This window comes from Brevundimonas sp. PAMC22021 (assembly GCF_019443405.1).
Taxonomy (GTDB): Bacteria; Pseudomonadota; Alphaproteobacteria; order Caulobacterales; family Caulobacteraceae; genus Brevundimonas.
Window position 1 is genome coordinate 2,876,801 of record NZ_CP080376.1, and the last position, 21,682, is coordinate 2,898,482.

General features: G+C 67.9%; 20 protein-coding genes and 1 tRNA gene. 10 read left to right on the forward strand and 11 right to left on the reverse strand.

From position 1 onward, the window contains the following. Nucleotides 1-25: 25 nt before the first annotated feature. Nucleotides 26-1,306, forward strand: a complete 1,281-nt coding sequence (locus KY493_RS14190; protein ID WP_219896952.1) for a YihY/virulence factor BrkB family protein — start codon at nucleotides 26-28, stop codon at nucleotides 1,304-1,306. A 57-nt stretch (nucleotides 1,307-1,363) separates the two neighbouring features. After that, nucleotides 1,364-2,086 carry a thioredoxin family protein gene (locus KY493_RS14195; protein WP_219896953.1) on the forward strand — a complete coding sequence of 241 codons (723 nt, stop codon included), beginning with the start codon at nucleotides 1,364-1,366 and terminating at the stop codon, nucleotides 2,084-2,086. Between the two features lie 7 nt (nucleotides 2,087-2,093). Here KY493_RS14195 and KY493_RS14200 read toward each other — a convergent pair whose 3' ends face one another. Beyond that, a complete protein-coding gene (locus KY493_RS14200; protein WP_219896954.1) occupies nucleotides 2,094-3,167 on the reverse strand; it encodes a phosphotransferase family protein in 1,074 nt (357 codons plus the stop codon). Next, complete coding sequence (glpK, locus tag KY493_RS14205) at nucleotides 3,164-4,672, reverse strand: glycerol kinase GlpK (protein WP_219896955.1); 1,509 nt, start codon at nucleotides 4,670-4,672, stop codon at nucleotides 3,164-3,166. The genes KY493_RS14200 and glpK overlap by 4 nt, the downstream gene beginning before the upstream one ends. 62 nt (nucleotides 4,673-4,734) lie before the next feature. Here glpK and KY493_RS14210 point away from each other — a divergent pair, with 62 nt between their 5' ends. Beyond that, nucleotides 4,735-5,715, forward strand: a complete 981-nt coding sequence (locus KY493_RS14210; protein WP_219896956.1) for a threonine/serine dehydratase — start codon at nucleotides 4,735-4,737, stop codon at nucleotides 5,713-5,715. 51 nt (nucleotides 5,716-5,766) lie between these two features. Here KY493_RS14210 and infB read toward each other — a convergent pair whose 3' ends face one another. The 4 genes from infB to rimP form a co-directional block, all read right to left on the reverse strand. Next, nucleotides 5,767-8,835, reverse strand: coding sequence for a translation initiation factor IF-2 (gene infB / locus KY493_RS14215; protein WP_219896957.1), 3,069 nt, complete (start codon nucleotides 8,833-8,835; stop codon nucleotides 5,767-5,769). A gap of 105 nt (nucleotides 8,836-8,940) precedes the next feature. Beyond that, nucleotides 8,941-9,615, reverse strand: a complete 675-nt coding sequence (locus KY493_RS14220; protein ID WP_219896958.1) for an RNA-binding protein — start codon at nucleotides 9,613-9,615, stop codon at nucleotides 8,941-8,943. 18 nt (nucleotides 9,616-9,633) lie between these two features. After that, nucleotides 9,634-11,376: a transcription termination factor NusA gene (nusA, locus tag KY493_RS14225; protein WP_219896959.1), complete on the reverse strand. Its 1,743-nt coding sequence runs from the start codon at nucleotides 11,374-11,376 to the stop codon at nucleotides 9,634-9,636. After that, a complete protein-coding gene (gene rimP, locus KY493_RS14230) occupies nucleotides 11,376-11,969 on the reverse strand; it encodes a ribosome maturation factor RimP (RefSeq protein ID WP_219896960.1) in 594 nt (197 codons plus the stop codon). Before rimP ends, nusA begins: the two co-directional genes overlap by 1 nt. A gap of 199 nt (nucleotides 11,970-12,168) precedes the next feature. Between rimP and KY493_RS14235 the strand changes: the two genes are divergently transcribed. Then, nucleotides 12,169-12,738 carry a YbhB/YbcL family Raf kinase inhibitor-like protein gene (locus tag KY493_RS14235; RefSeq protein ID WP_219896961.1) on the forward strand — a complete coding sequence of 190 codons (570 nt, stop codon included), beginning with the start codon at nucleotides 12,169-12,171 and terminating at the stop codon, nucleotides 12,736-12,738. Here the strand turns inward: KY493_RS14235 and KY493_RS14240 are convergent. After that, complete coding sequence (locus tag KY493_RS14240; RefSeq protein ID WP_219896962.1) at nucleotides 12,714-13,208, reverse strand: hypothetical protein; 495 nt, start codon at nucleotides 13,206-13,208, stop codon at nucleotides 12,714-12,716. The two genes, KY493_RS14235 and KY493_RS14240, sit on opposite strands and share 25 nt — an antisense overlap. Next, nucleotides 13,205-13,903 (reverse strand): tRNA (guanosine(46)-N7)-methyltransferase TrmB, encoded by a 699-nt coding sequence (gene trmB, locus KY493_RS14245; protein WP_255567920.1) that lies wholly within the window; start codon nucleotides 13,901-13,903, stop codon nucleotides 13,205-13,207. Before trmB ends, KY493_RS14240 begins: the two co-directional genes overlap by 4 nt. Before the next feature lie 135 nt (nucleotides 13,904-14,038). On the opposite strand from trmB, the gene KY493_RS14250 reads away from it, so the two are divergent. Beyond that, nucleotides 14,039-14,113, forward strand: a tRNA-Val gene (locus KY493_RS14250). A 313-nt stretch (nucleotides 14,114-14,426) separates the two neighbouring features. Here KY493_RS14250 and KY493_RS14255 read toward each other — a convergent pair. The 3 genes from KY493_RS14255 to KY493_RS14265 form a co-directional block, all read right to left on the reverse strand. Further along, complete coding sequence (locus KY493_RS14255; protein ID WP_219896963.1) at nucleotides 14,427-15,176, reverse strand: exonuclease domain-containing protein; 750 nt, start codon at nucleotides 15,174-15,176, stop codon at nucleotides 14,427-14,429. Between the two features lie 2 nt (nucleotides 15,177-15,178). Further along, nucleotides 15,179-15,412: a hypothetical protein gene (locus KY493_RS14260; protein WP_219896964.1), complete on the reverse strand. Its 234-nt coding sequence runs from the start codon at nucleotides 15,410-15,412 to the stop codon at nucleotides 15,179-15,181. A gap of 122 nt (nucleotides 15,413-15,534) precedes the next feature. Next, nucleotides 15,535-16,320, reverse strand: coding sequence for a thermonuclease family protein (locus KY493_RS14265; RefSeq protein ID WP_219896965.1), 786 nt, complete (start codon nucleotides 16,318-16,320; stop codon nucleotides 15,535-15,537). 528 nt (nucleotides 16,321-16,848) lie between these two features. On the opposite strand from KY493_RS14265, the gene KY493_RS14270 reads away from it, so the two are divergent. From KY493_RS14270 to KY493_RS14290, 5 genes are all read left to right on the forward strand, one after another. Continuing rightward, the gene (locus KY493_RS14270) at nucleotides 16,849-17,091 is read left to right on the forward strand and encodes a hypothetical protein (RefSeq protein WP_219896966.1); all 243 of its coding nucleotides are present in this window, start codon (nucleotides 16,849-16,851) and stop codon (nucleotides 17,089-17,091) included. 11 nt (nucleotides 17,092-17,102) lie between these two features. Then, the gene (locus KY493_RS14275; protein ID WP_219896967.1) at nucleotides 17,103-17,546 is read left to right on the forward strand and encodes a LexA family transcriptional regulator; all 444 of its coding nucleotides are present in this window, start codon (nucleotides 17,103-17,105) and stop codon (nucleotides 17,544-17,546) included. After that, nucleotides 17,543-18,805: a Y-family DNA polymerase gene (locus KY493_RS14280; protein WP_219896968.1), complete on the forward strand. Its 1,263-nt coding sequence runs from the start codon at nucleotides 17,543-17,545 to the stop codon at nucleotides 18,803-18,805. Before KY493_RS14275 ends, KY493_RS14280 begins: the two co-directional genes overlap by 4 nt. A gap of 460 nt (nucleotides 18,806-19,265) precedes the next feature. Further along, the gene (locus KY493_RS14285) at nucleotides 19,266-19,844 is read left to right on the forward strand and encodes a GNAT family N-acetyltransferase (protein WP_219896969.1); all 579 of its coding nucleotides are present in this window, start codon (nucleotides 19,266-19,268) and stop codon (nucleotides 19,842-19,844) included. 287 nt (nucleotides 19,845-20,131) lie between these two features. After that, complete coding sequence (locus tag KY493_RS14290) at nucleotides 20,132-21,454, forward strand: serine hydrolase (RefSeq protein WP_255567921.1); 1,323 nt, start codon at nucleotides 20,132-20,134, stop codon at nucleotides 21,452-21,454. The last annotated feature ends 228 nt before the right edge of the window (nucleotides 21,455-21,682 follow it).

The window sequence follows — 21,682 nt, forward strand, 5'->3', positions numbered from 1 at the left end:
CGCAGGCTTGACCGTTCGCCCCTCCATGAGCCAGCGCCCCCCTTCCGTCATCGACAGCCTGCGCCTGCGCGCCCGCGCCTTTCGGTCGCCGCCGAGGCGCGCACCCAGCGTCGCCCGGTTCGTGGGTGCGGCGGCGGGCGGGCTGGCGGCCGGCGCGGGCGCGGCGCACCTGCTCTATACCCAGGGCCACAAGATCGGCCTGGACCTGCGTGAAAAGGTCCCGCCGCCCGAGCCGCCCAAGGCCATGGAGCCGCACGACTACGACGCGCATGAGCCCGGCCGCGGGCGGATGGCGCAGCGACCCCACCACATTCCGCTAAAGGGCTGGGTCGACATCCTGTGGCGGACGGGCGCGGCCTACAACGGCGACCGCGTGGGCTTTGTCGCGGGCGGCGTGACCTTTTTCACCCTGCTGTCGCTGTTCCCGATCCTGGGTTCGTTTGTCACTATCTATGGCCTGTTCGCCGATCCGGCGGGCGCGTGGGAGCGGCTGCAGTTCCTGAACGGCCTGTTGCCCGCGAACGTGGCTACCTTTGTCGGCGACCAGATGCAGCGCCTGGCCGAGAACTCCAGCAGCGACCTGACCATCACCCTGATCTGGACCCTGGCGCTGTCGCTGTGGAGCGCCAACGGGGCGGTCAAGACGCTGTTCTACGGGTTGAACGTCGCCTATCACGAGGTCGAGAAGCGCAACATCATCAAATACAACCTGATCTGCCTGGCGTTCACGCTGGGCGGCATTCTGGCGGTGCTGACGCTGGCGGGCCTGGTGGTGGGCGTGCCGGTGGTGCTGGCCCTGTTCGGCCTGCAGGAGGAGTGGGCCTATGTCGCCTGGCTGCGCTGGCCGGTGCTGCTGCTGTGCTACATGGGGGCGCTGGCGCTGATCTACCGCTTCGGCCCGTGCCGGCAGAGGGCGCGCTGGTCCTGGCTGACGCCCGGGGCCATTTTCGCGGCGGTGGTCAGCGTGACGATCTCGCTGCTGTTCAGCTGGTACCTGTCGACATTCGTCAAGACCGACAGCTATGGGCCGCTGGCGGCGGTCATGGGCGTGCTGCTGTGGATCTGGATCTCGTCGCAGGTGATCCTGATGGGCGCCGAGCTGAACGCCGAGGTGGAGCACCAGACGGCGGTGGACACCACAACCGGTCGGCCCGAGCCGCTGGGCGGGCGGGGCGCCACCGTGGCCGACACCGTGGGCGCCCGACGCGGCAACCCGGCGGCGCTGGCCTTTACGATGAAGCACGCCGAGGAGATCGCCAACAAGGTGACCAAGCGCAAGCATCAGCCGAAGCCTCCATCATCCTGACGCGGTGTCACGCGACCGTGACTCCCGTCGAGGCGGGCGACCGCTAGAATGGCGATCATGACTGCAAAGGGCTGGATGGCGGTTGCGGCCGCTTGCGCGATCGGCGTGCTTGCGACCTCGGGCGAGGCCGCGCCGCGCCGCACGGCCGAGCGGCCGGTGGTGGTGGAGCTGTTCACCGCCCAAGGATGCGGCGGTTGCCCCGAGGCCAACGCCGCGGTGGAAGAGGCGGCCGAAACGGCCGGCGTGATCGCCCTGACCTATGGCGTCGATTATTGGGACTATCTCGGCTGGCGCGACACCTTCGCCAAGCCCGCCTTCAGCGCGCGGCAACGGGCCTATCGGTCGGCCATGCGGCTGCGCGGCGTATCGACGCCGCAGGTGGTGATCGGCGGACGCAGCCAGGTCTCCGGCGCGCGCGAGCCCGAGCTGGAAACCGCCATCCAGCGCGAGGCGGCGCGCGAAACCTGGCCGCCTGAGATCGAGTTCCGCGAGACCGGCCGCCAGGTCGGGGTCGGCTCCGGTCGGGCGCCGACCGGCGGGGCCGAGGTGGTGGCCGTCACCTACCGGCCGGGTCCACAGGTGGTCGAGGTCGCGCGCGGCGACAACCGAGGCCAGACCGTGCGGCACATGAACGTGGTGCGCGAGATCACGCGCCTGGGCGACTGGCGGGGACGGCCCGTGCTGTTCGACCTGCCCGCCACGGCGACGGGCGAGGAGACGGTGGTGATGGTGCAGGGCAAGTCCGACCGCCGCATCCTGGGCGCCGCCTCCAGCCGGTGATCGCCGCTCAGGCGCCGGCCTTTCTGGCCCAGCCCCAGGCGGCGTCGGCCAGCGGCTGGACCTGGGCCGCCATGGCGCGGGCGTGGTCGGAGGCGGCGGTGCCGTCGCGCACCCGCCCGGCGATGCCTTGGCAGATGGCCGCCAGCCGGAACAGGTTGTAGGCGAACAGCCACGGCAGGTTCGCCGGTCGGGCGCCCGTCTGCGCCGCATACAGATCGACCATCTCCTCGACGGACGGAATGCCCAGCGCCTCCAGGTCGGCTCCGGCGAGACCATTGCGCAGGGACGCCGGGATGGCCCAGGCGATCAGCAGATAGGAGACGTCGGCCATCGGGTCGCCCAGGGTCGACAGCTCCCAGTCCAGCACCGCCCGCACCTCGGCCGCGTCGGGCGCCAGGATCAGGTTGTCGAGGCGGAAGTCGCCATGGACGATGCGGGTCTCGCCGTCCGGCGGCAGGCTGTCGGGCAGAAAGGCGATCAGCCGGTCCATGGCCGACACGGGCTCGGTTTCGGAGGCGCGGTACTGTTTGGTCCAGCGCGAGACCTGGCGTTCGAAATAGTTGCCGGCGCGGCCGAAGTCGGAAAGATCGAGGGTGGCCGGATCAAAGGCGTGCAGGCGCGCCAGCGTCTCGACCTGGGCCTGGTAGATGGCGCGACGCTCGGGCGGCTGCAGGCCGGGCAGCTTCAGGTCCCAGAAGATCCGGCCCTGAACCTCCGCCATGACATAGAAGACCGAGCCGATCACGCCCTCGTCCTCGCACAGGGCGTAGGGGCGGGCGACGGGGAAGCCGTGCGCGGACAGGGCCGAGATGACGCGGAACTCGCGATCCACCGCATGGGCCGAGGCCAGCAAGGCGCCGCTCGGTTTGCGCCGCAGAACATAGGTCCGGCTGGGCGTGGTCAGCCGATAGGTCGGGTTCGACTGGCCGCCCTTGAACTGCTGGATCGTCAGCGGGCCGGCGTAGCCCTCGACATGGGCCGACAGCCAGCGGTCCAGCGCCGCCTCGTCCAGCGCATGGCGCGGATCGACCGGGCGGACGCCGGAGAAGGCGGCCTGTGCATCGTCGTGAGGCTCGGTCACCGGGCGCTCTCCCCATCGTCTCCAGCCGCGACCATGGCGGCCCGCACCGCACGACGCCAGCCCTGCAGCAGACGCTGGCGGTCCTCATGCCCCATGCGGGTACGCCACACCGCCGGCGCCTCGCTGGGCCGCGCCTCCAGGTCGTCGATCAGGCCGCAGCCGAGCGCAGCCAGCCGGGCCGCGCCCAGCGCCGTCATCTCCTGAAAGGCCGGCCGCACCACCTCCACTTCGCAGATGTCGGCGATGAATTGCATGGCGAAGCTGTTCGCGGTGACCCCGCCGTCTACCTTCAGCGTGGTCAGCGGCGGGGCTCCGTCGGCGGAGAGGGCGTCCAGAAGGTCGCGCGTCTGATAGGCCAGCGCCTCAAGCGCGGCGCGGACGAAGTGGGCGGGGCCGGCGTCGCGCGTCAGCCCCACGATCGTGCCCCGCGCATCCGGCCTCCACCAGGGCGCGCCCAGACCGGTAAAGCCGGGAACCAGATAGACGCCGCCGTTGTCGGGCAGGCTCTGCGCCATGGCCTCGGACTGGCGGGACTCGCCCAGCAGGCCCACGCCGTCGCGCAGCCACTGGATGGCCGAACCGGCCGAGAAGATGGAGCCCTCCAGAGCATAGGCGGTGACGCCGTTCGCCTGATAGCCGAGCGTGCCCAGCAGTCGGCGGGTGGAGGCGACGGGCGTCTGGCCCACATTCGCGACCAGGAAGGCGCCGGTGCCGTAGGTGATCTTGGCGTCGCCGGCCTTCAGCGCGCCGTGGCCGACCAGCGCGGCCTGCTGGTCGCCGGCCGAGCCGCAGATCGGCAGGGCGCGGCCAAACAGCGACGGCTCGGTCTCGCCGATCAGACCGGCGCAAGCGTGGATGTCCGGCAGCGCCTCGATCGGCACGTCGAACAGCGCGCACAGGTCCGGCCGCCATTGCAGCGTCTCAAGGTCCATCAGCGAGGTGCGGGCGGCGTTCGAGGCGTCGGTGGCGTGGACGCGCCCGCCGGTCAGCTTCCAGATCAGCCAGCTGTCGATCGTGCCGAGCCGGATCTCGCCCTGCCGGGCGCGAGCGCGTCCGTCCGGGATCGCGTCCAGCAGCCAGGCGAACTTGGCGGCCGAGAAATAGGGATCGAGAATCAGTCCGGTCGCGGCCTGAACCCCCGGCTCGTGACCCTCTGCCGTCAGGCGGGCGGTGACGTCGGCGGTGCGGCGGTCCTGCCAGACGATGGCGCGGTGCAGGGGCTCGCCGGTCGCGGCGTCCCAGATCACCGCCGTCTCGCGCTGATTGGTGATGCCGATGGACGAGAAGCGCGCGGCGCCGCCCGCCTTGGTCGCCGCCTCCCGGCAGGTCTGCAGCGTGGCCCTCCAGATCTCGCCGGCGTCGTGCTCGACCCAGCCGGAGCGGGGGAAGTGCTGCGTCAGCTCGATCTGGCTGACGGCGACCGGCTGTAGGTCACCGTTCCGCACCTCAAAGGCGATGGCGCGGGTCGAGGTGGTGCCCTGGTCGATGGCGAGGATCAGGCTCATGGTCGTGTTTTCTCCCTGCCGCTCACCTTACGCGCGGGATCGGCGGTGCGGTAAGGGGAGGGATGCGCACCACCCCTCCCAGCTTCGATGGCGTCCTCGACGCCGCCCTTCAGATCGCCGGCGTCGCCGTGCGTACTCCCCTGATCGAGAGCCCGGCCCTGAACGAGCGTCTTGGCGGACGCGTGCTGATGAAGGCGGAAACCTTTCAACGAGTCGGCGCTTTCAAATTTCGCGGCGCCTATAACCGCATCAGCCGGCTGAGCGAGGACGAGCGCCAGAGAGGCGTGGTCGCCTTCTCGTCCGGCAATCATGCGCAAGGCGTGGCGGCGGCTGCGGCGCTGATCGGGACACCCTCCGTGATCGTCATGCCGTCGGACTCGCCGCGCGTGAAGGTGGAGGGGGTGCTCGGCTTCGGCGGCGAGGTGAGGATGTACGACCGCTGGACCGAGAGCCGCGAGGAGATCGGGGCGGCCTTGGCTTTGGAGCGCGGCTGCGTGCTGGTGCCGCCGTTCGACGATCCGTTCGTCATCGAGGGGCAGGGCACGGTGGGGCTTGAGCTGCTGGAACAGGCGGACGCGCCCGTGGACCAGCTGCTGTGCGGCGCCTCGGGCGGCGGGCTGATCGCCGGCATCAATCTGGTCATGGCCGAGCGAAGCCCGGACACGCGCGTGATGGTGGTCGAGCCGGAGGCGTTCGACGACACCGCAAGGTCGCTGCAGGCCGGCGAACGCATCGGCCATCCCGTGGGTGCGCCATCGATCTGCGACGCGCTTATGTCGCCTATGCCCGGCGAGCTGACCTTTCCCATCAACCGACGGCTGGCGGGCGCGATGACTGTGTCGGACGCGGAAGTCGCCGAGGCGATGCGGTTCGCCTTCAGTCAGCTGAAGCTGGTGGTGGAGCCGGGCGGGGCGGTGTCGCTGGCGGCGCTGTTGGCGGGGAAGGCGGAGACGCGCGGCCTGACGACCGCCATTGTCCTGTCCGGCGGCAATGTCGATCCCGGCCTGTTCGCCAGCATCATCGAAGGCCGCTTTCCCCACTGACGACCGACAAGAAAAAAGGCCCGGAACCTGCGTTCCGGGCCTTTTCTGCGCCTAGTCCAGAGTGCGCTTGATCTCTTCGACCGTGAAGCACTCGATGTAGTCGCCTTCCTTGATGTCCTGGAAGCCCTGGAACTGCATGCCGCATTCCTGGCCCGAGGGCACTTCGTTGACCTCGTCCTTGAAGCGCTTGAGCGTGTTGAGCGTGCCCAGTTCCAGCACCACCACGTCATCGCGGATGATGCGGACGCGCGCGCCCTTGCGGACCACGCCCTCCGACACCCGGCAACCGGCGATCTTGCCGATCTTGGAGATGTCGAACACCTGCAGAACGGCGGCGTTGCCCAGGAAGGTTTCCCGCTGCAGCGGCGCCAGCATGCCCGACAGCACGCCCTTCATGTCGTCCAGAAGGTCGTAGATGATCGAATAGTAGCGGATTTCCACGCCCTCGCGCTCGGCCAGGTCGCGGGCCTGTTTGGAGGCGCGGACGTTGAAGCCCAGGATCGGCGCTCCGGCCGACTTGGCCAGGTTGACGTCGCTCTCGGTGATGCCGCCGGCGCCGGAATAGACCGTGCGGGCGCGCACCTCGTCCGTGCTCATCTTGTCCAGCGAGCCCACGATGGCTTCGGCCGATCCCTGCACGTCCGCCTTGATGACGACCGGCAGCTCCGAGACCTTCTTGGACTGCAGCTTGGACATCATGTCGACCAGCGACACCGAGCCGCCGGAGACCTGAGCCTTTTCGCGCTTCACCCGCTGGCGGTATTCGGTCAGCTCGCGGGCGCGGGCCTCGGATTCCACCACGGCGAAGACGTCGCCGGGCGAGGGCGCCTCGTCCAGGCCGAGGATTTCGACCGGAACCGACGGGCCCGCCTCGGGCAGCTGCTCGTTTCGCTCGCTCAGCAGGGCGCGAACCTTGCCCCACGATCCGCCGGCGACGACGATGTCGCCGCGACGCAGCGTGCCGCGCTTGACCAGCACCGTGCCGACCGGGCCGCGACCCTTGTCCAGCTTGGCCTCGATCACCACGCCCTCGGCCGAACGATCGGCGTTGGCGCGCAGGTCCATGACCTCGGCCTGCACCAGGATGGCCTCGATCAGGCCTTCCAGGTTGATGCGTTCCTTGGCCGACACCTCGATGATCTGGGTGTCGCCGCCCAGGCTTTCGGCGATGACCTCGTACTGCAGCAGCTCGTTGACGACCTTTTGCGAGGTCGCGCCGGGCTTGTCGATCTTGTTGACCGCCACGATGATCGGAGCCTCGGCCGCACGGGCGTGCTGGATGGCCTCGATCGTCTGGGGCATGACGCCGTCGTCGGCCGCCACCACCAGCACCACGATGTCGGTGACATTGGCGCCGCGCGCCCGCATCGCCGAGAAGGCGGCGTGACCGGGGGTGTCCAGGAAGGTGACGCGCTGGCCGTCTTCCAGGCGCACCTGATAGGCACCGATGTGCTGGGTGATGCCGCCGGCTTCGCCGCCCGCCACGTCGGTGGTGCGCAGCGCGTCGAGCAGCGAGGTCTTGCCGTGGTCGACGTGGCCCATGATGGCCACGACCGGCGCACGAACTTCGGACGCCTCGGCGTCGTCCGCCTCGGCGATGAAGCCGGTTTCGACGTCCGACTCGGACACGCGCTTGACGGTCATGCCGTATTCGTCGGCCACCAGTTCGGCGGTGTCGGAATCGATCACGTCGTTGATCTTCATCATCAAGCCCTGACGCATCAGGAACTTGATGATGTCGACGCCGCGCACGGCCATCCGGTTGGACAGCTCCTGAACGGTGATGACGTCGGGAATGACCACTTCGCGCGGACGGTTCGGCGCGTCGGTCGAGCCGCCCTTGCGCTTTTCCTTTTCACGTTCACGGGCGCGGCGGACCGAAGCCAGCGAGCGCATGCGCTCGGCGGCGTCGCCGTCGCCGACCACCGACTGGATGGTCATGCGGCCTTCGCGGCGCTTGGGCTCGCCGCGGGTGCGGCTGACCGCCTTGCCCGGACCGGCGTCGGAGAAACGCTTGTCGCGATCGTCCTCGCGACCGACCGGACGGCCGAAGCCGACGCCCGAGCGCACCGGACGGGCGACGTTGGGTTCGGCCGGCGGCTGGTTCGGGCTGGGACGGCCGCCAGGACCCGTGCGCGGGCCGCCCGGACGGGCGGCGCCGGGCGCCGGGCGCGGGTTCAGCGCGGAATAGCGAACGGGCTCCGCGGGCTTGGCGCCCTGCGGACGACCGCCGGGACCGCCCTGGGGCCGGGCGGCGCCTGCGCCCTGCGGGCGGCCGGGGGCGGCGCCCTGCGGACGATCCGAATAGGCGCGCTCGCCGCCGCCCATGGCCTGTTCACGGGCCGAGCGGCCGCCGAACGCGGGCCGTTCGACCGGCGCGCGCTGCGGATTGTTCGGCTTGGGCGTGCGCTGGCCGAAGTTGACCTGCGGACGCGGCGGCGCGGCCGGGCGAGCCGGCGGGGTCGGGGTGGGAGCGGCCGCCTGGGTCGGAGCGGGCGTTGGAGCCGGAGTTGGCGTCGCCGGGGTCGGCGTCGCCGGAGCGGCCGGTCTCGGCGCGGGCCGGGTCGGCGCAGGCGCCGGCGCGGCGGCGGCCAGCTTGGCGGCCTCGGCGCGAGCCGCATCGGCCGCAGCCTTGGCGGCGGCGGCTTCGGCGCGGGCGGCGGCGGCGGCGCGTTCGGCGGCCTCGGCCTGTTCGCGAGCGGCGGCGTCACGGCGCGCCTTGTCGGCGGCGGCGGTTTTTTCGCGTTCGGCCTGGGCGTGGGTGGCCAGCGCGATGGCGCGACGGCGCGCCTCCTGCTCTTCCGGCGACAGGGCGCCGCCGGCCGGCGATCCCTGCGGTCGCTGGCCCTGCGGGCGCGACTGGCCCTGGTCAGGACGCGGACGCGCGACGTCGAAGCCCTGCGGCCGTTGCGGGCCGCCGGCTGCGCCCGGGCGGCGCTTGGTTTCCACGACCACCGTCTTGGAGCGTCCATGGCTGAAGCTCTGCTTGACGGTGCCGGTCGAAACCGATCCCGTCTGCCGCGGCTTCAGGCTCAGCGGTGCGCGCGGTCCCGATTGGGACGGCGTTCCGCCGGTGTTGGCGCCCTGGCCTTCGTTGGTCTTGTCGTTCTCGTCGCTCATCCGGTCGCTTTACTCGTGGCGGAAAAGCCCGCCGTCGCTCAATGCAAATAAACGGGCGTGAGCCCGTCTCCGTCGCAGGAGACAGGCCCAAGCCCGCCGAAATCCTCAGCTCGCCTCTGGTCCCGTCGAACGGGTCGGGCGCGCTCCAGCCGTCTCGTCCTCGCCTCCGGGATGATCCCATGAAGTTGGTCGAAGCGGCCGGAAGCCAGCCAGTCGATCGACCTCCACGGTCCAGCGATCGGCGCGTCCGCCCGCAAGCAGGACCGCATGTATCGCATTTTCCAGCCCCAGGGCCAAACTCAAATCGTCGCCGGTGAAGGCGCCGCAGACGCGAGCGGTTCCATGGGACGCCAGGGCCAGGATCTTGCCCCGTCCGTCGGCCGAGCCGTCGGACGCCTCGATCACCCAGGCCGCGCGTCCGGACCGGATCGCCGCCGCCGATTTCTCGAAGCCGGAGATAAGCACGCCTTCGCGTCTGGCAAGACCCAGTTGGTCGAGACAGCGGCGATGCAGCAGCCGTTCGACCAGGTCCGGCAAGTCGTCCGGCGCGGCCAGTCGGGTCTTGGCCGCGCGTGAGAAAAGATTCTTCTTCGCCGCGGTCTGGATGGAGGCGCGGTCGGCCGCGACCCACAGGCCGCGGCCCGGCAGCTTGCGCCCCAGGTCGGGAACCACCTGACCGTCCGGCCCGGCGACAAAGCGGATCAAGCGAGATTCGTCCATCACCTGGTGCGAAGCCAGGTCCCGGCGTTCCCTATCGATCGTTGCGTCGCGCAGGCTCATGAACGGTCAGGGTCTCCATCACGCGTCGCGCGTCGGCTCGGAGGCGTCGGCGGCCTCCGCGTCTTCGACCGGCGTTTCGTCGCCCGCGGGCGCGTCGCCGAACACCTGGTCCGGATCGTATTCGCCCTCGGCGTACTCGCCTTCGTCCTCGTACTCAGGCTCGGGCTGCGGCAGTTCGGAGGCGTCGATCCATCCGGCCGCCACGCGCGCCTGCAGGATCAGCAGCTCGGCGTCTTCCTGAGCCAGGTTGAAGCTTTCCAGCACGCCCGGGACCTTGACCCGCTCACCGCCCTTGACCTCATAGCCGCCGCGGATTTCGTCGGTGGCCAGATCGGCCAGATCCTCGACCGTCTTTACGCCGCCTTGGCCGAGGGCCACGGCCATGGCCAGGGTCACGCCCGGCACCTGCAGCACGCCGTCCTCGACGCCCAGTTCGGTGCGCTTGGCGTCAAGCTCGGCGGCCTGGCGATCCAGGAAGTCGCGGGCGCGAGCCTGCAGCTCCTCGGCGGTCTCCTCGTCGAAGCCTTCGATCTCGGACACTTCGTAGGGTTCGACATAGGCCAGGTCTTCCACCGTGGCGAAGCCTTCGGTGACCAGCAGCTGGGCGATGACCTCGTCGACGTCCAGCGCTTCCTGGAACAGGGTGGTGCGTTCGCTGAACTCGCGCTGGCGACGCTCGCTGTCCTGCGCTTCGGTGATGATGTCGATCTGCCAGCCGGTCAGCTGCGAGGCCAGGCGCACGTTCTGGCCGCGACGGCCGATGGCCAGCGACAGCTGCTCGTCCGGCACCACCACTTCGACGCGGCCGGCTTCTTCGTCCAGCACCACCTTGGCCACTTCGGCCGGGGCCAGGGCGTTGACGATGAAGGTCGGCTCGTCCGGGTTCCACTGGATGATGTCGATCTTCTCGCCCTGAAGCTCGGCGACCACCGCCTGCACCCGCGAGCCGCGCATGCCGACGCAGGCGCCGACGGGGTCGATCGAGCTGTCGTTGGACAGCACCGCCATCTTGGCGCGCGAGCCCGAGTCGCGGGCGGCGGCGCGGATTTCGATCACGCCGTCGTACACTTCCGGCACTTCCTGGGCGAACAGCTTGGCCATGAAGCCGGGGTGCGCGCGGCTCAGCATCACCTGCGGGCCCTTCGCCTCGGGGCGCACGTCATAGATGTAGGTGCGGATGCGGTCGCCGATGTTGAACACCTCGCGCGGGATCGACTGGTCGCGGCGCATCACGCCCTCGCCCCGGCCCAGGTCGACAATGGTGTTGCCGTATTCGACGCGCTTGACCGTGCCGTTGACGATCTCGCCCACGCGGTCCTTGAACTCTTCGTACTGGTTGGCGCGCTCGGCCTCGCGGACCTTTCCGGTCACCACCTGACGGGCCATCTGGGTCTGGACGCGGCCGAACTCGAACGGCGGCAGGACCTCGACGTATTCCTTGCCGACCTCGGCCTCGGCGTCGCGCTTGGAGGCGTCACGCAGGCGCACCATGGCGCTGTCGTTGAACTCTTCCAGCTCGTCTTCCGGCTGCCAGTCGTCCTCGACCACGGTGACGTGGCGGGTCAGCAGCAGTTCGCCGGTCTTGTGGTCGATCTTGGCGCGGATGTCGTGGTGGGCGCCATAGCGCGACTTGGCGCCCTTCTGGATCGCTTCCTCGATGGCTTCGATGACGATCTCGCGTTCGATGTTCTTTTCGCGCGCGACCGAGTCGGCGATCTGCAGAAGTTCGAGACGGTTGGCGGAAATACCGGTGACGGCCATCAGGCGTTGTCCTCAGAGGGGATCGTGGTGGTGTCTTCGTCGGCCGAGCCTTCCGGCAGGCCGTCGTCTTCAGGTTCGCCGCGCTGGGCGCGGATCGCGGCGCCGCGCTTCAGCAGGGCGTCGGTCATGACCAGCTTGGCGTCCGCCAGCCAGTCGAATGGGATCAGGGCGGTTTCGTCCTCGCCGTCAAGGTCGATGGCGATGTTGTCGCCGTCCAGGCCCGCCAGCATGCCTTTGAAGCGCTTGCGCCCCTCGATCATGCGGTCGGTCTCGAGCCGCGCCTCGAAGCCGTCGAACAGTTCGAAATCGATCGGGCGGGTCAGCGGCCGGTCTATGCCCGGCGAGGACACCTCCAGCAGGTACTCGCCGGCGATGGGGTCGGCCGCGTCCAGCACCTCGGACACCGCGCGGCTGAGGCGCGCGCATTCCTCCACCGCGATGTCGTGGTCGCTGGGGCGCTCGGCCATGATCTGCAGGCGACGACGCAGGGTGCCGCCCATCAGACGCACCCGCACGACCTCAAGCCCCAGGCTCTCGGCCACCGGGTCGATCAGCTCCAGCAGGGCGCGGTCTTCGGCGGTCTTTGCGCGCAAGGTCAGGTCCAAACAAAAAGCGGCGAGCCGTCCAGGGCCGCCGCTTGGAAACGGCGTCTCGTCGGACGCCGGTCTAACGATGTGAGGCGCTTATAGGCGGCTTTCGCGAGGTTGTCAGCCCTGTTGTTCGCGCGGTCACGGCGAACCGAACGGCCGTGGCCGGGTTCTGCTGGTCTGCACCATCAGACGCGAGGACCTCATGTTCCAGAAGATACCGGCGAGCCTCGGCAAGGCGCTGGGCGGCGTGCGCGCGGGCGTGGACAAGCTGCTGCTGAACGAGGAGGGCGCCCAGGCCCCCGAAACCATCCAGGTCGAAAGCGCGGCCTTTAGGGACGGCGGCGCCATTCCCCTGCGCTTCACCGCCGATGGCGAAGGAACGTCGCCGCCGCTGTCGTGGTCCAACCTGCCGGAAGGGACCAAGCAGGTGCTGGTGGTGGTCGAGGATCCCGACATACCGGCGCCCCAGCCCTTTATTCACCTGATCGCGGTGTTCGATGCGGCGGTGACCAGCGTGGACGAAGGCGGGCTGAAGGAAGGCTCGAGCCTCGCACGCCTCGGCAAGCACTCCATGGGCGGCGTCGGCTGGCTGCCGAACGACCCGCCGCCGGGACATGGACCGCACCACTACCTGTTCCAGGTCTTCGCCCTGAACCGCGCGATCGACTGGGACGACAAGCCCGGCAAGGACGAGGTCAAGACGGCCATCGTCAAGACGGTGCTGGCCAAGGGCGTGCTGACCGGGATCTATGAGCGGGTGAAGCCGAGCTGAGGGCCAGTCCAGAGGCGGTAAGCCCCGCCGGCCAGCCCGCCCGAGAGCAACAGGCTCGCCATAATGCAGGCGTCGACGCGCCAAGGCTCGGGATCGCGCAACATGCCGGCCCAGGGCGCCAGAAGGTCGAAGGCGGGGATGCGGTGCAGCAGCGTCGCCAGAGCGACGTAGACGCCCGCCGTCGCCACGCCGGCTCCGCTCCAGACCCAGAAGGGGCGACCCTGCAGATATCGCTCCGCAAGAAAGCACCCCGCCAAACCGAAGATGACGCTGGATGGAGCCCCTAGCACCGACACCAGCAGAAAGGCGGGAGGACTCAGCAGCAGTTCGGGTTCTATGGACCTCAAGCCTTGAGCGTCCTGCGGCAGGAGGTGCGCCAGAAGTCCACAGATCAGGACCGACATTCCCGGGGCGAGCAGGGCGCAGGCCAGAAAGGGAGCGGGATGGATCCTGACGGAGCCGTTTGTCACTCCTTTTCAAACTCCAGAAAGATCGGCGCGGTGTCGCCGAGCTTCTTTTCCTCATAGCGGGTGACGACGTGGTCGGGCGGGGCGATGCGCCAGTCGTCGGCCTCGTCCGCCAGCCAGCGCAGGCCGGCCGTGCGGCCCAGGCGCTCCAGCGCCCAGTCGGCATAGTCCTTCCAGTCGGTGACGAAGCGCAGCCGGCCGCCGGGTTTCAGGATGCGGGCAAAGGCCTGAGCGGTTTCGTCCTGCACCAGACGACGCTTGTTGTGGCGCGCCTTGTGCCAGGGGTCGGGAAACAGGATCAGCACCCGGTCGACCGATGCGTCCGGCAGAGCGTCCACCAGGTCGCGGGCGTCGTCGGCGTGGATGCGGACGTTGTTCAAGCCGCCTTCGTCCACGTGACGCAGAGCCGAGGCCACGCCGTTCAGAAACGGCTCGCAGCCGATCACCAGCACGTCGGGACGTCGCGCGGCCTGCGCCGCCATGTGCTCGCCCCCGCCAAAACCGATTTCCAGCCAGACCTCCTGCGCCTCGGGCATCAGAGCACGGGGGTCGATGGGACCGGCCCTGGGATCGGGCACGGCGATCGCCGGCAGCAGGGTGTCCATCAGCGCGGCCTGGCGCGGCTTGATCGGACGCGCCTTGATCCGCCCGAATGAGCGCAAGGGACGATCGAGGTGCGGATTGTCGGAGGCGGTCACGGGAACTCGGATCGGGGAAGCGGAAGAACAGTCGTTCCTCCACACGATGCGCCGCGCCGGAGCAAGCGCTTTCCTGACGCCGCGGCGCTTGCGCGCCCCGCCCGATCAGGCTATGTCGCCGCCTCCCAAGCGGCCGGATGCGTAGCTCAGCGGGAGAGCACCTCGTTCACACCGAGGGGGTCACAGGTTCAATCCCTGTCGCATCCACCACTTTTTCCTTTGTTATCCAGCGGTTTGTTGGACACAACAGGAACTGTCCGCAGCTTGCGGTTCAGACGCGCAGCTTGGATGGGGCGGGAGTGGGGCAAGCCAGAGAAATTTGCCTTGTTGCTGTCCGTCTGGCTCCGAACGGTTTCATCCAGTCGCCCTCAGCTTGTTCCGCCGTCGCAACAAGCGCTACGGTCGCGGCGATAAGGAACACGGGGGCTTAGTTAGCTTGATGCTTCCTGACGTACCGAAGCGTAGATCGCCGACATAACCGCTTTGAAAGACCAGTCGTCCGTCTGACAGCCATCTGGGTGGTTCAAAGCTGAAACAGGGTTGGCGGAGCTTGGGCCAGTGGCTTTGCGTCTGGCCTGTCGCCGCGCAGATGCAATTCGGTCTCAGCCGAGAACCGCACATCGAGGTCGCGCTCGCGGGCTAGTCGTTCCAGCGCGTCTCTGTCCAACGTCTTCCAGGCCTTGCCGCGATCAGGGCCTGAGGGCACACGCGGCAGGAGACCCGGCTCGCGGCTCCACGCCAGCAGCTGTTCCAAGGATGTCTCGTTCAGCATGTCGCGCAGATGGTGGGCGGTGACATAGGCGTCCGGCAGGGCGCGGTGGGCGGGCAGGCCCAGCTCGTGCACCAGCCCCTCAGGACGGCGCTGATAGCGCAGCATCTGGTTGGAGAAGCGCTCAAGGCGCGGCCACAGTCGCAGCGCGCACTTCCAGGTGCAGATCCAGCTGGCGCCGCCCGAGAGCACAGGCGTGCAGTAGCGTTGTTCGAACGTTGCCCGATGTGCCGCCAGCGCCAGCACGCCGCCGTCCGGCCGCAGAACGTCTGGCGCGACCGCCTTCCAGAACGGCGCGTCCTTCACCTGCTCATCCAGGATGTGGTGGATCGCCATGGTGTCCGGCGAGATCGGCCGGCCTGGATTGACAAACAGGGCGCCGCGTTCCTCGTCCAGTCTCCAGGATCCGTCAGCATCCTGCACCACGTCCTGCCAGCCGATCTCGCAAACCTCGGCGGAGCCGTTGCCGCCGGTCTCGAGATCGATGACGCGAACGCGCTGCACGGCTAGGCTTGCTCGCCGACGAGGACATGCAGTTCATCCTCGGCTTCCTGGCTCGCCTGGTCCAACCAAGCGACCACCTCCAGCCAGTTCGCGACCAGCGTGCCCAGGCTCACCTCGGGCCCGAGCTCCGGCTGCACGTTCAGCGATAGACGGTTCACCAAGTCCGTCATCTCGGCCACGGCGCGGGCGCGGCCGGCGAGTTCGCCTGCACGGTACTCGGGGCTTTGATCATCCATGCGCTATCGCCTCTTCGATGCTCAGCCGCCTTCCCGGCTGCTGGCTGATCCCGCCTAGCACCCCGGTTTGCCAGCGGCGAGGGAAGGGTGCGCCGCTCCACGTCGGCATCCGCCATTCACGCTTAGTCCCGAGCCGCTCGCCATCCAGCAGCGGCGGCTTCAGTCTCGCTGCAGAACCACTGTTCACCGCGTGCAGTGTCGATGCGAGTCGCCGCATAGGAAGACCACCCGGGCAGATGGTAGATGCGCTCGCCCTTGCGGCTGATGTTGCCCTTGATCGTGCACCCGCTCTGCGGCGGTTCCTGAGGTGCGGTCCGCGGCGACGGGGCTGATCGGCTTCTCTGCTCGCGCCGCCACTGTGCTGGCTCGGTGAAGACGCTGTTGTGAATGCCGGCATGGGTGCGCTCGGCCTGCCGCTGTGCTGCGGCGTAGCGACCGTCGCTGTAGTCAGCGTACTCGATCGCCCAGCCGTTGATCACCAGCCAACGCCCGATGTCCTCGCCTCCGACGGTGCAGCGGGAGACGCTACGGCCATCCTGGTCCTTGTCGATCTCCACGCAGGCGACCGGCCGTGCGCCCAGCCAGGCATCCAGGGCGTTCGCCGCCTGCTGTCCGCAGCGCCAGGGTTCCCCCGCCTGGGTGCAGGTCTGGCGGCTTTCCGGGGCGTCCACGCCCCACAGCCGGATGCGCCGGCCCGCCAGCTCCAGCGTATCGCCGTCGATGACCGAAGCGCGCCCGGTCAGCGCCCCCGGCTGGATCACTGCTGACTCCACCGCATCCGGCTCCGCCGCACTCGGCTGGGCGGCATGGCCTTGGACGGTCGATCTCGCTGCGGCTGGTTCAGGCGGCGAGGTCACCAGCCATGTCGCACCGAACGCGCCGCCTGCCACCAGCAGCACCGTGAGCATGCCCGACGACGCCTTTGCTCGTGCGGAGCTTCGTGTCTTCTTTCCCTTGTGAGGTCTGCGGGTCATCTGACGGAGCAGAGAGCGCATCTCCGGGCTTGGGAGCAAGTCTCGATCTACCCTGTGCGCAGCGGCTGGCTCACGTCTTACGCCGCAAGGCCCAGACCAGGGTGGCTATCGCCGAGACGAGGGCTGCGGCGGCGGTAAGATGTTCAGGGGTGATCATGGGGTGGAGCTCCTTTGGCCTCATCCTGCGCCCGCTTTCAGCTCAGGCGGGCAAAGTCGCTCAGCTCAACACCCATACTTGCTCCGCTGAACCTGCAACTTGCTGAAGATGCTGACCTTGTTCTCTGCGCAGGCTGGCAGGGCCCACCGCTAGCTAGCGCATCAGGGTGGATCTGCTTTGCATCGGCAGCCCGCCTTATCCCCAAGCGGCGAACAGGATTCTCTCCCGATGGCGATGTAGGATGTTCCTGTTTCGTTCATGTTCATAGTAGGTGAGGGCGAGCCGACGGTTCGATGGAGGACGGAATGAACGACGGAGATTTGGCGCGGTCGCTGGAGGCGCTGGATCAGGCGCTTGAAGAACGCCACCGGGCCACTGAGCCGCAGCCGAACTACGGCTTGAACACGCCTGAACCTGACGCCGTCATGCGCCAGCTGGCGATTAATCTGCAGGCCTTCGCACGTAGTAGCCACCGCGTCTCGGAGGACGATCGGCTCCGCATCCTTGAGAGGACGCTGCGCGAAGTCCGTCTTCAAGCAGCCGGCTGACTGCGAGACCCATGAAGACGAGGATAGGCGTTCAGGTCAGACTGGGCGCGCCGCTGCTGGTGACCCTGATGGGCTCGCGGCTCTGCGCTGGCTTTCCTTCGCCTGCCGACGACTACGTCGAGGAGGCGCTGGATCCGGCGCGCTTGGTCGTGACTAATCCGACAGCGACCTTCATGTGGCGCGTCGCGGGCCACAGCATGGTGGGCGCCGGGATCAACGACGGCGACTACGTCGTGGTTGATCGCTCACTCGTCCCACGCGCCGGCGACGCCGTGGTCGCGGTGATCGACGGCCAGCCCAGCGCCAAACGCGTTGTACGCCTGGTCAGCGGCCGTTTGGCTCTGGACTTCGACAATCCGGCCATGCGGCCGCTCGTCCTGGACGAGGCGTCGGAGGCGCTGATCTGGGGCGTCATCACCTGGTCGATGACGCCGCACCGTCCAGCGCCGCGATGAGCGGGCGGGTTTTCGGCCTATCGGACGGCAACAGCTTCTACTGCTCGTGTGAGCGGGTGTTCGAGCCGGCTCTGGAAGGTCGGCCGGTGATCGTGCTGTCTAACAACGACGGCTGCGCCATCGCCAGGACCTCCGAGGCCAAGGCGCTGGGCATCCGCATGGGCGATCCCTGGTTCAAGATCCGCGACGAGGCGACCGCCGCTGGTGTCGTGGCGCGGTCATCCAACTACGTCCTCTACGGCGACATGAGCCGGCGGGTGAACGAGGTCTACCGGGCCTACGCCCGCGACGTGGAGGTCTACTCGATCGACGAGAGCTTCCTGGACTTCACCGGCGAGCCGGACGCCGCGGGCCGCGCGCGCGAGATGCGCGAGGTGGTGCGGCGCTGGACCGGGATCCCGACGTGCGTCGGCCTCGGTCCCACGCGCACCCTGGCCAAGGTGGCGAACCACCTGGCCAAGCAACGGCCGGAGCTGAACGGCGTGTGCGACCTGATCGACGCCGCCACGCGCGAGGCCTTGCTGCCGACGGTGGAAATCGGTGACGTATGGGGCGTCGGTCACGCCTCGGCTGCGAAGCTCAGGGCGATCGGCGTCACCACGGCGGCCGCGCTGCGCGACATGGAACCTCGCGCGGCGCGGTCGTTGCTGACGGTGTCGGGCGAGCGCCTAGTGCTCGAACTGCGCGGGATCCTCTGCCAGGATCTCGAGTTGACGCCGCCGGTGCGGAAGGGCATCGCCGTGACGCGGATGTTCGGCCGGCCGATCACCGACCAGCACGAGATGCTGCAGGCGGTGACGACCTATGTTGCGCGCGCGGCTGAGAAGCTGCGCCAGCACCAGCTGGCTTCCGCCGACATGACGGTTTTCTTCCACACCGGCGCGCATGCGCCTGGGACCCCGCGATCGGTCAGCGGCCGCGCCGGGCTGTGGGCGGCGACGTCCGACACGCTCGAGATGGTGAAGGCGGCCAACGCTGTGGTGCGCCGGCTTTGGGCTCCGGGTTTCCGCTACGCCAAGGCTGGCGTGATGCTCGATGACCTGGTGCGTCCGGACGCGGCGCCTCGAAGCTTGCTCGACGCGCCGGACCTGCGCCGCGATCAGCTGATGGTCGCGCTCGATCGCGTGAATCGCCGTTTTGGCCGAGGCGCACTCGTCCCGGCGTCGGCGGGCCTGATCAAGGCGTGGACAAAGCGGGCCGACATGCTGAGCCCGGCCTACACCACGAAGCTGTCGGAGACGCCCATCGCGCGGGCGTGAAGTCGCCGGTGACGAGCAGAACGAGTCGCAGAGCTCAATGGTGAATCTACCTTCAACAGGAGGGTTCGAATGTCCGCTATCTCCTCAGCACGTGCAGACCACCGCGGTCGCATGAATCTGCTAAGAAGGTGGGGCGGAGACTGCATATGCGGAGGAGGTGCGTTTGTCGTCAGGACTCAATCGTGCAAGATCCGCTTGAGCGTGGCTTCTGCTGAGACCCCTCTTCGGCGGCTGCGTAGAAGTTGATGATCGGACAGTTGGGGAGCGGGTACCGATCAGCGCTCAGGACGATGCAGGGCCTTCGACGGCGCCTGGAGCTGCGTCCTAGCCGATCCGGGGATCACGTACGCCATGCTGCAGTAGGACGGGCGGATCGTCACCCACCTACACCGCCAGGGTCAGAGGTGAAGGTCCGCTTCCGACCCGTTGCGCACCTCGCAACATCAAGTAGGCTCCCGCCATGCAGTCCCTTGCAACAACGCGTCTGCACCTGATCCCGCTGTCCATAGGCGACGCGCCCGCAATTCAGCGCTCATTTCCGAAGTGGGAAATTGTGCGTTGGATGAATGATGCAGTGCCATGGCCCTACCCCGAGGATGGAGCCGAAGGTTACCTGCGGGGCGTTGCGCTTCCTGCTATAGAAGCCGGGAAAGCCTGGCACTGGAGCCTAAGACCACGAGAACAGCCTGATATCTTGATCGGGGTGATCAGCTTAATAGATCAGCCTGACGACAACAGAGGATTTTGGCTTACCCCGGAATGGCAGCAGCGAGGGCTTATGACTGAAGCTAGCGACGCTGTGACAGACTACTGGTTCGAAGTTCTTGGACGAGAAATTCTCCGAGTTCCCAAGGCGGTCGACAATCCGTCGTCGCGCCGAATTTCGGAGAAGCAAGGCATGCGCGTGATCGCTTGCTTCCCGAGACAATTGGTGTCCGGCGTTCATCAAGTGGAGCTGTGGGAGATCAGCCGAGACGTATGGAGGGCGCAGCGCACTAAGCGGACCCTAGTTCAGGATGTCAGTAGTCGACGCCACTGAATTTCGGTCGAGCAGTCGTCAGACCGCCAGCATTCAGTTTTGTGCCTTTGACCGGCATCCACCCTTAGCCGCAGTTCACCTCCGACCTAAAGCGGGCATTCACAGCGATCCGTTCTCCACGATGCCCTGCCGCCGTTTGGAGGGATGCGAAATTTCAAAGGCTGGTGCATCCGGATCCCCAGTTCCCCGCCTCCTCTTCCAGAGCGTGACTGTTGCGCAGAAAGGGGATCTCGATGTTGGCCTTCTCTCCTGTCCCGGCGCGTCAGCGCCGACGAGGCGCACTTCTGATGGCGGCGCTGGGCGCCCTGACGTTGGTGTCCGCCCCCGCCGCAGCGCAGGACGTCGCCCGCATGGATCAGGTGGTCCGCGCTTCGGCAGAGCGTGACGCCTTCTCGGGCGCTGTTCTGGTCGCGAAGAACGGCGACGTTCTGCTCGACCAGGGCTACGGCTTGGCGAACCGCGAGTGGAGCATTCCCAACGACAGCCAGACCAAGTTCCGCCTGGGCTCATTGACCAAACAGTTCACGGCCGTCGCCATCCTGATGTTGGCTGATCAGGGCAAGGTCGATCTGGACGCGCCCATCAAGACCCTGCTGCCGGGCTCTCCAGCCGCCTGGGACACGGTGACGGTCCGCCATCTCTTGTCGCATACGTCGGGCGTGCCGGATTTCACGCGCCAGGCTGACTACGAAGCGCTGAAGACGCGCCCGACGAAGCTGGCCAGCCTTATCGCGCGGTTCAGCAGCCAGCCGCTGGCATTCCCGCCCGGCGAGCGCTTCTCTTATTCCAACTCGGGATACATCCTATTGAGCGCGGTCATCGAGGCGGCGAGCGGCCAGCCTTACGCCGACTTTGTGACTTCCAACCTGTTCCAGCCGCTGGGCATGAGTGACAGTGGCTACGACCGCCACGATGTGATCACGCCTCGACGGGCATCGGGCTACGCTTCGACGGCTGGCGGCGTCATCAATGCCGACTACGTGGACATGAGCATACCCCAGGGCGCCGGGGCGCTGTTCTCGACCACCCGCGACCTTCTCAAGTGGGAGCAAGGCCTGTTCAGCGGCCGGCTGTTGAGCGAGACATCGATGGACGCTCTAACGACGCCTGTGCGCGACGGCTACGCCATGGGTTTGGTCGTCTCCCGCTCGGAAGGACGCACCCTGATCTGGCACAACGGAGGGATCGAGGGCTTCAACACCTACATGGCCTACGATCCAGACGACCGGTTCGCGGTGATCGTGCTGGGCAACCTCAACGGCGAGGCGCCGGACAAGATCGGGAACGATCTGACGACGCTGATGCGCGGGGGCGCCGTCACCTTGGCCAGCGAGCGCCGATCCATCGTCGTAGCGCCGGATGTCCTGCAATCCTACGTCGGCGTCTATGAGCTCGCGCCCGGCTTCGACCTGACGTTCTCGGTCGTGGACGGCGCGCTGATGGCGCAAGCCACCGGTCAGCAGGCGAACCGGTTGAGGGCCGATGCTACGGACGCATTCTTCTTGGAAGCCGTGGATGCTGAGATCGTCTTCACGCGTGACCCAGCAGGCGCTGTGCAGGGGGTGGTGCTGCACCAGGGCGGGCGAGATATGCCTGGCCGCAAGCGGTGAATACGGATGGTCTTCCTGAGCGAAACGGCTAGCAGCTGACAAACGCGTCGACCGCCTTCCAGGAAGCGGAGCTATGATGGACTTCGGCACATCCGATGCCGGGATGACGCTGTTAGGTCGAACACAACCCGCACACTCTGGTCTCGCGCCTCACTCCACAATCCGTTGCGAAGCGAACCTCCAACAAGGATCTGGTTGTGCGGTGATGAGCAGCATGAGACACGTTCC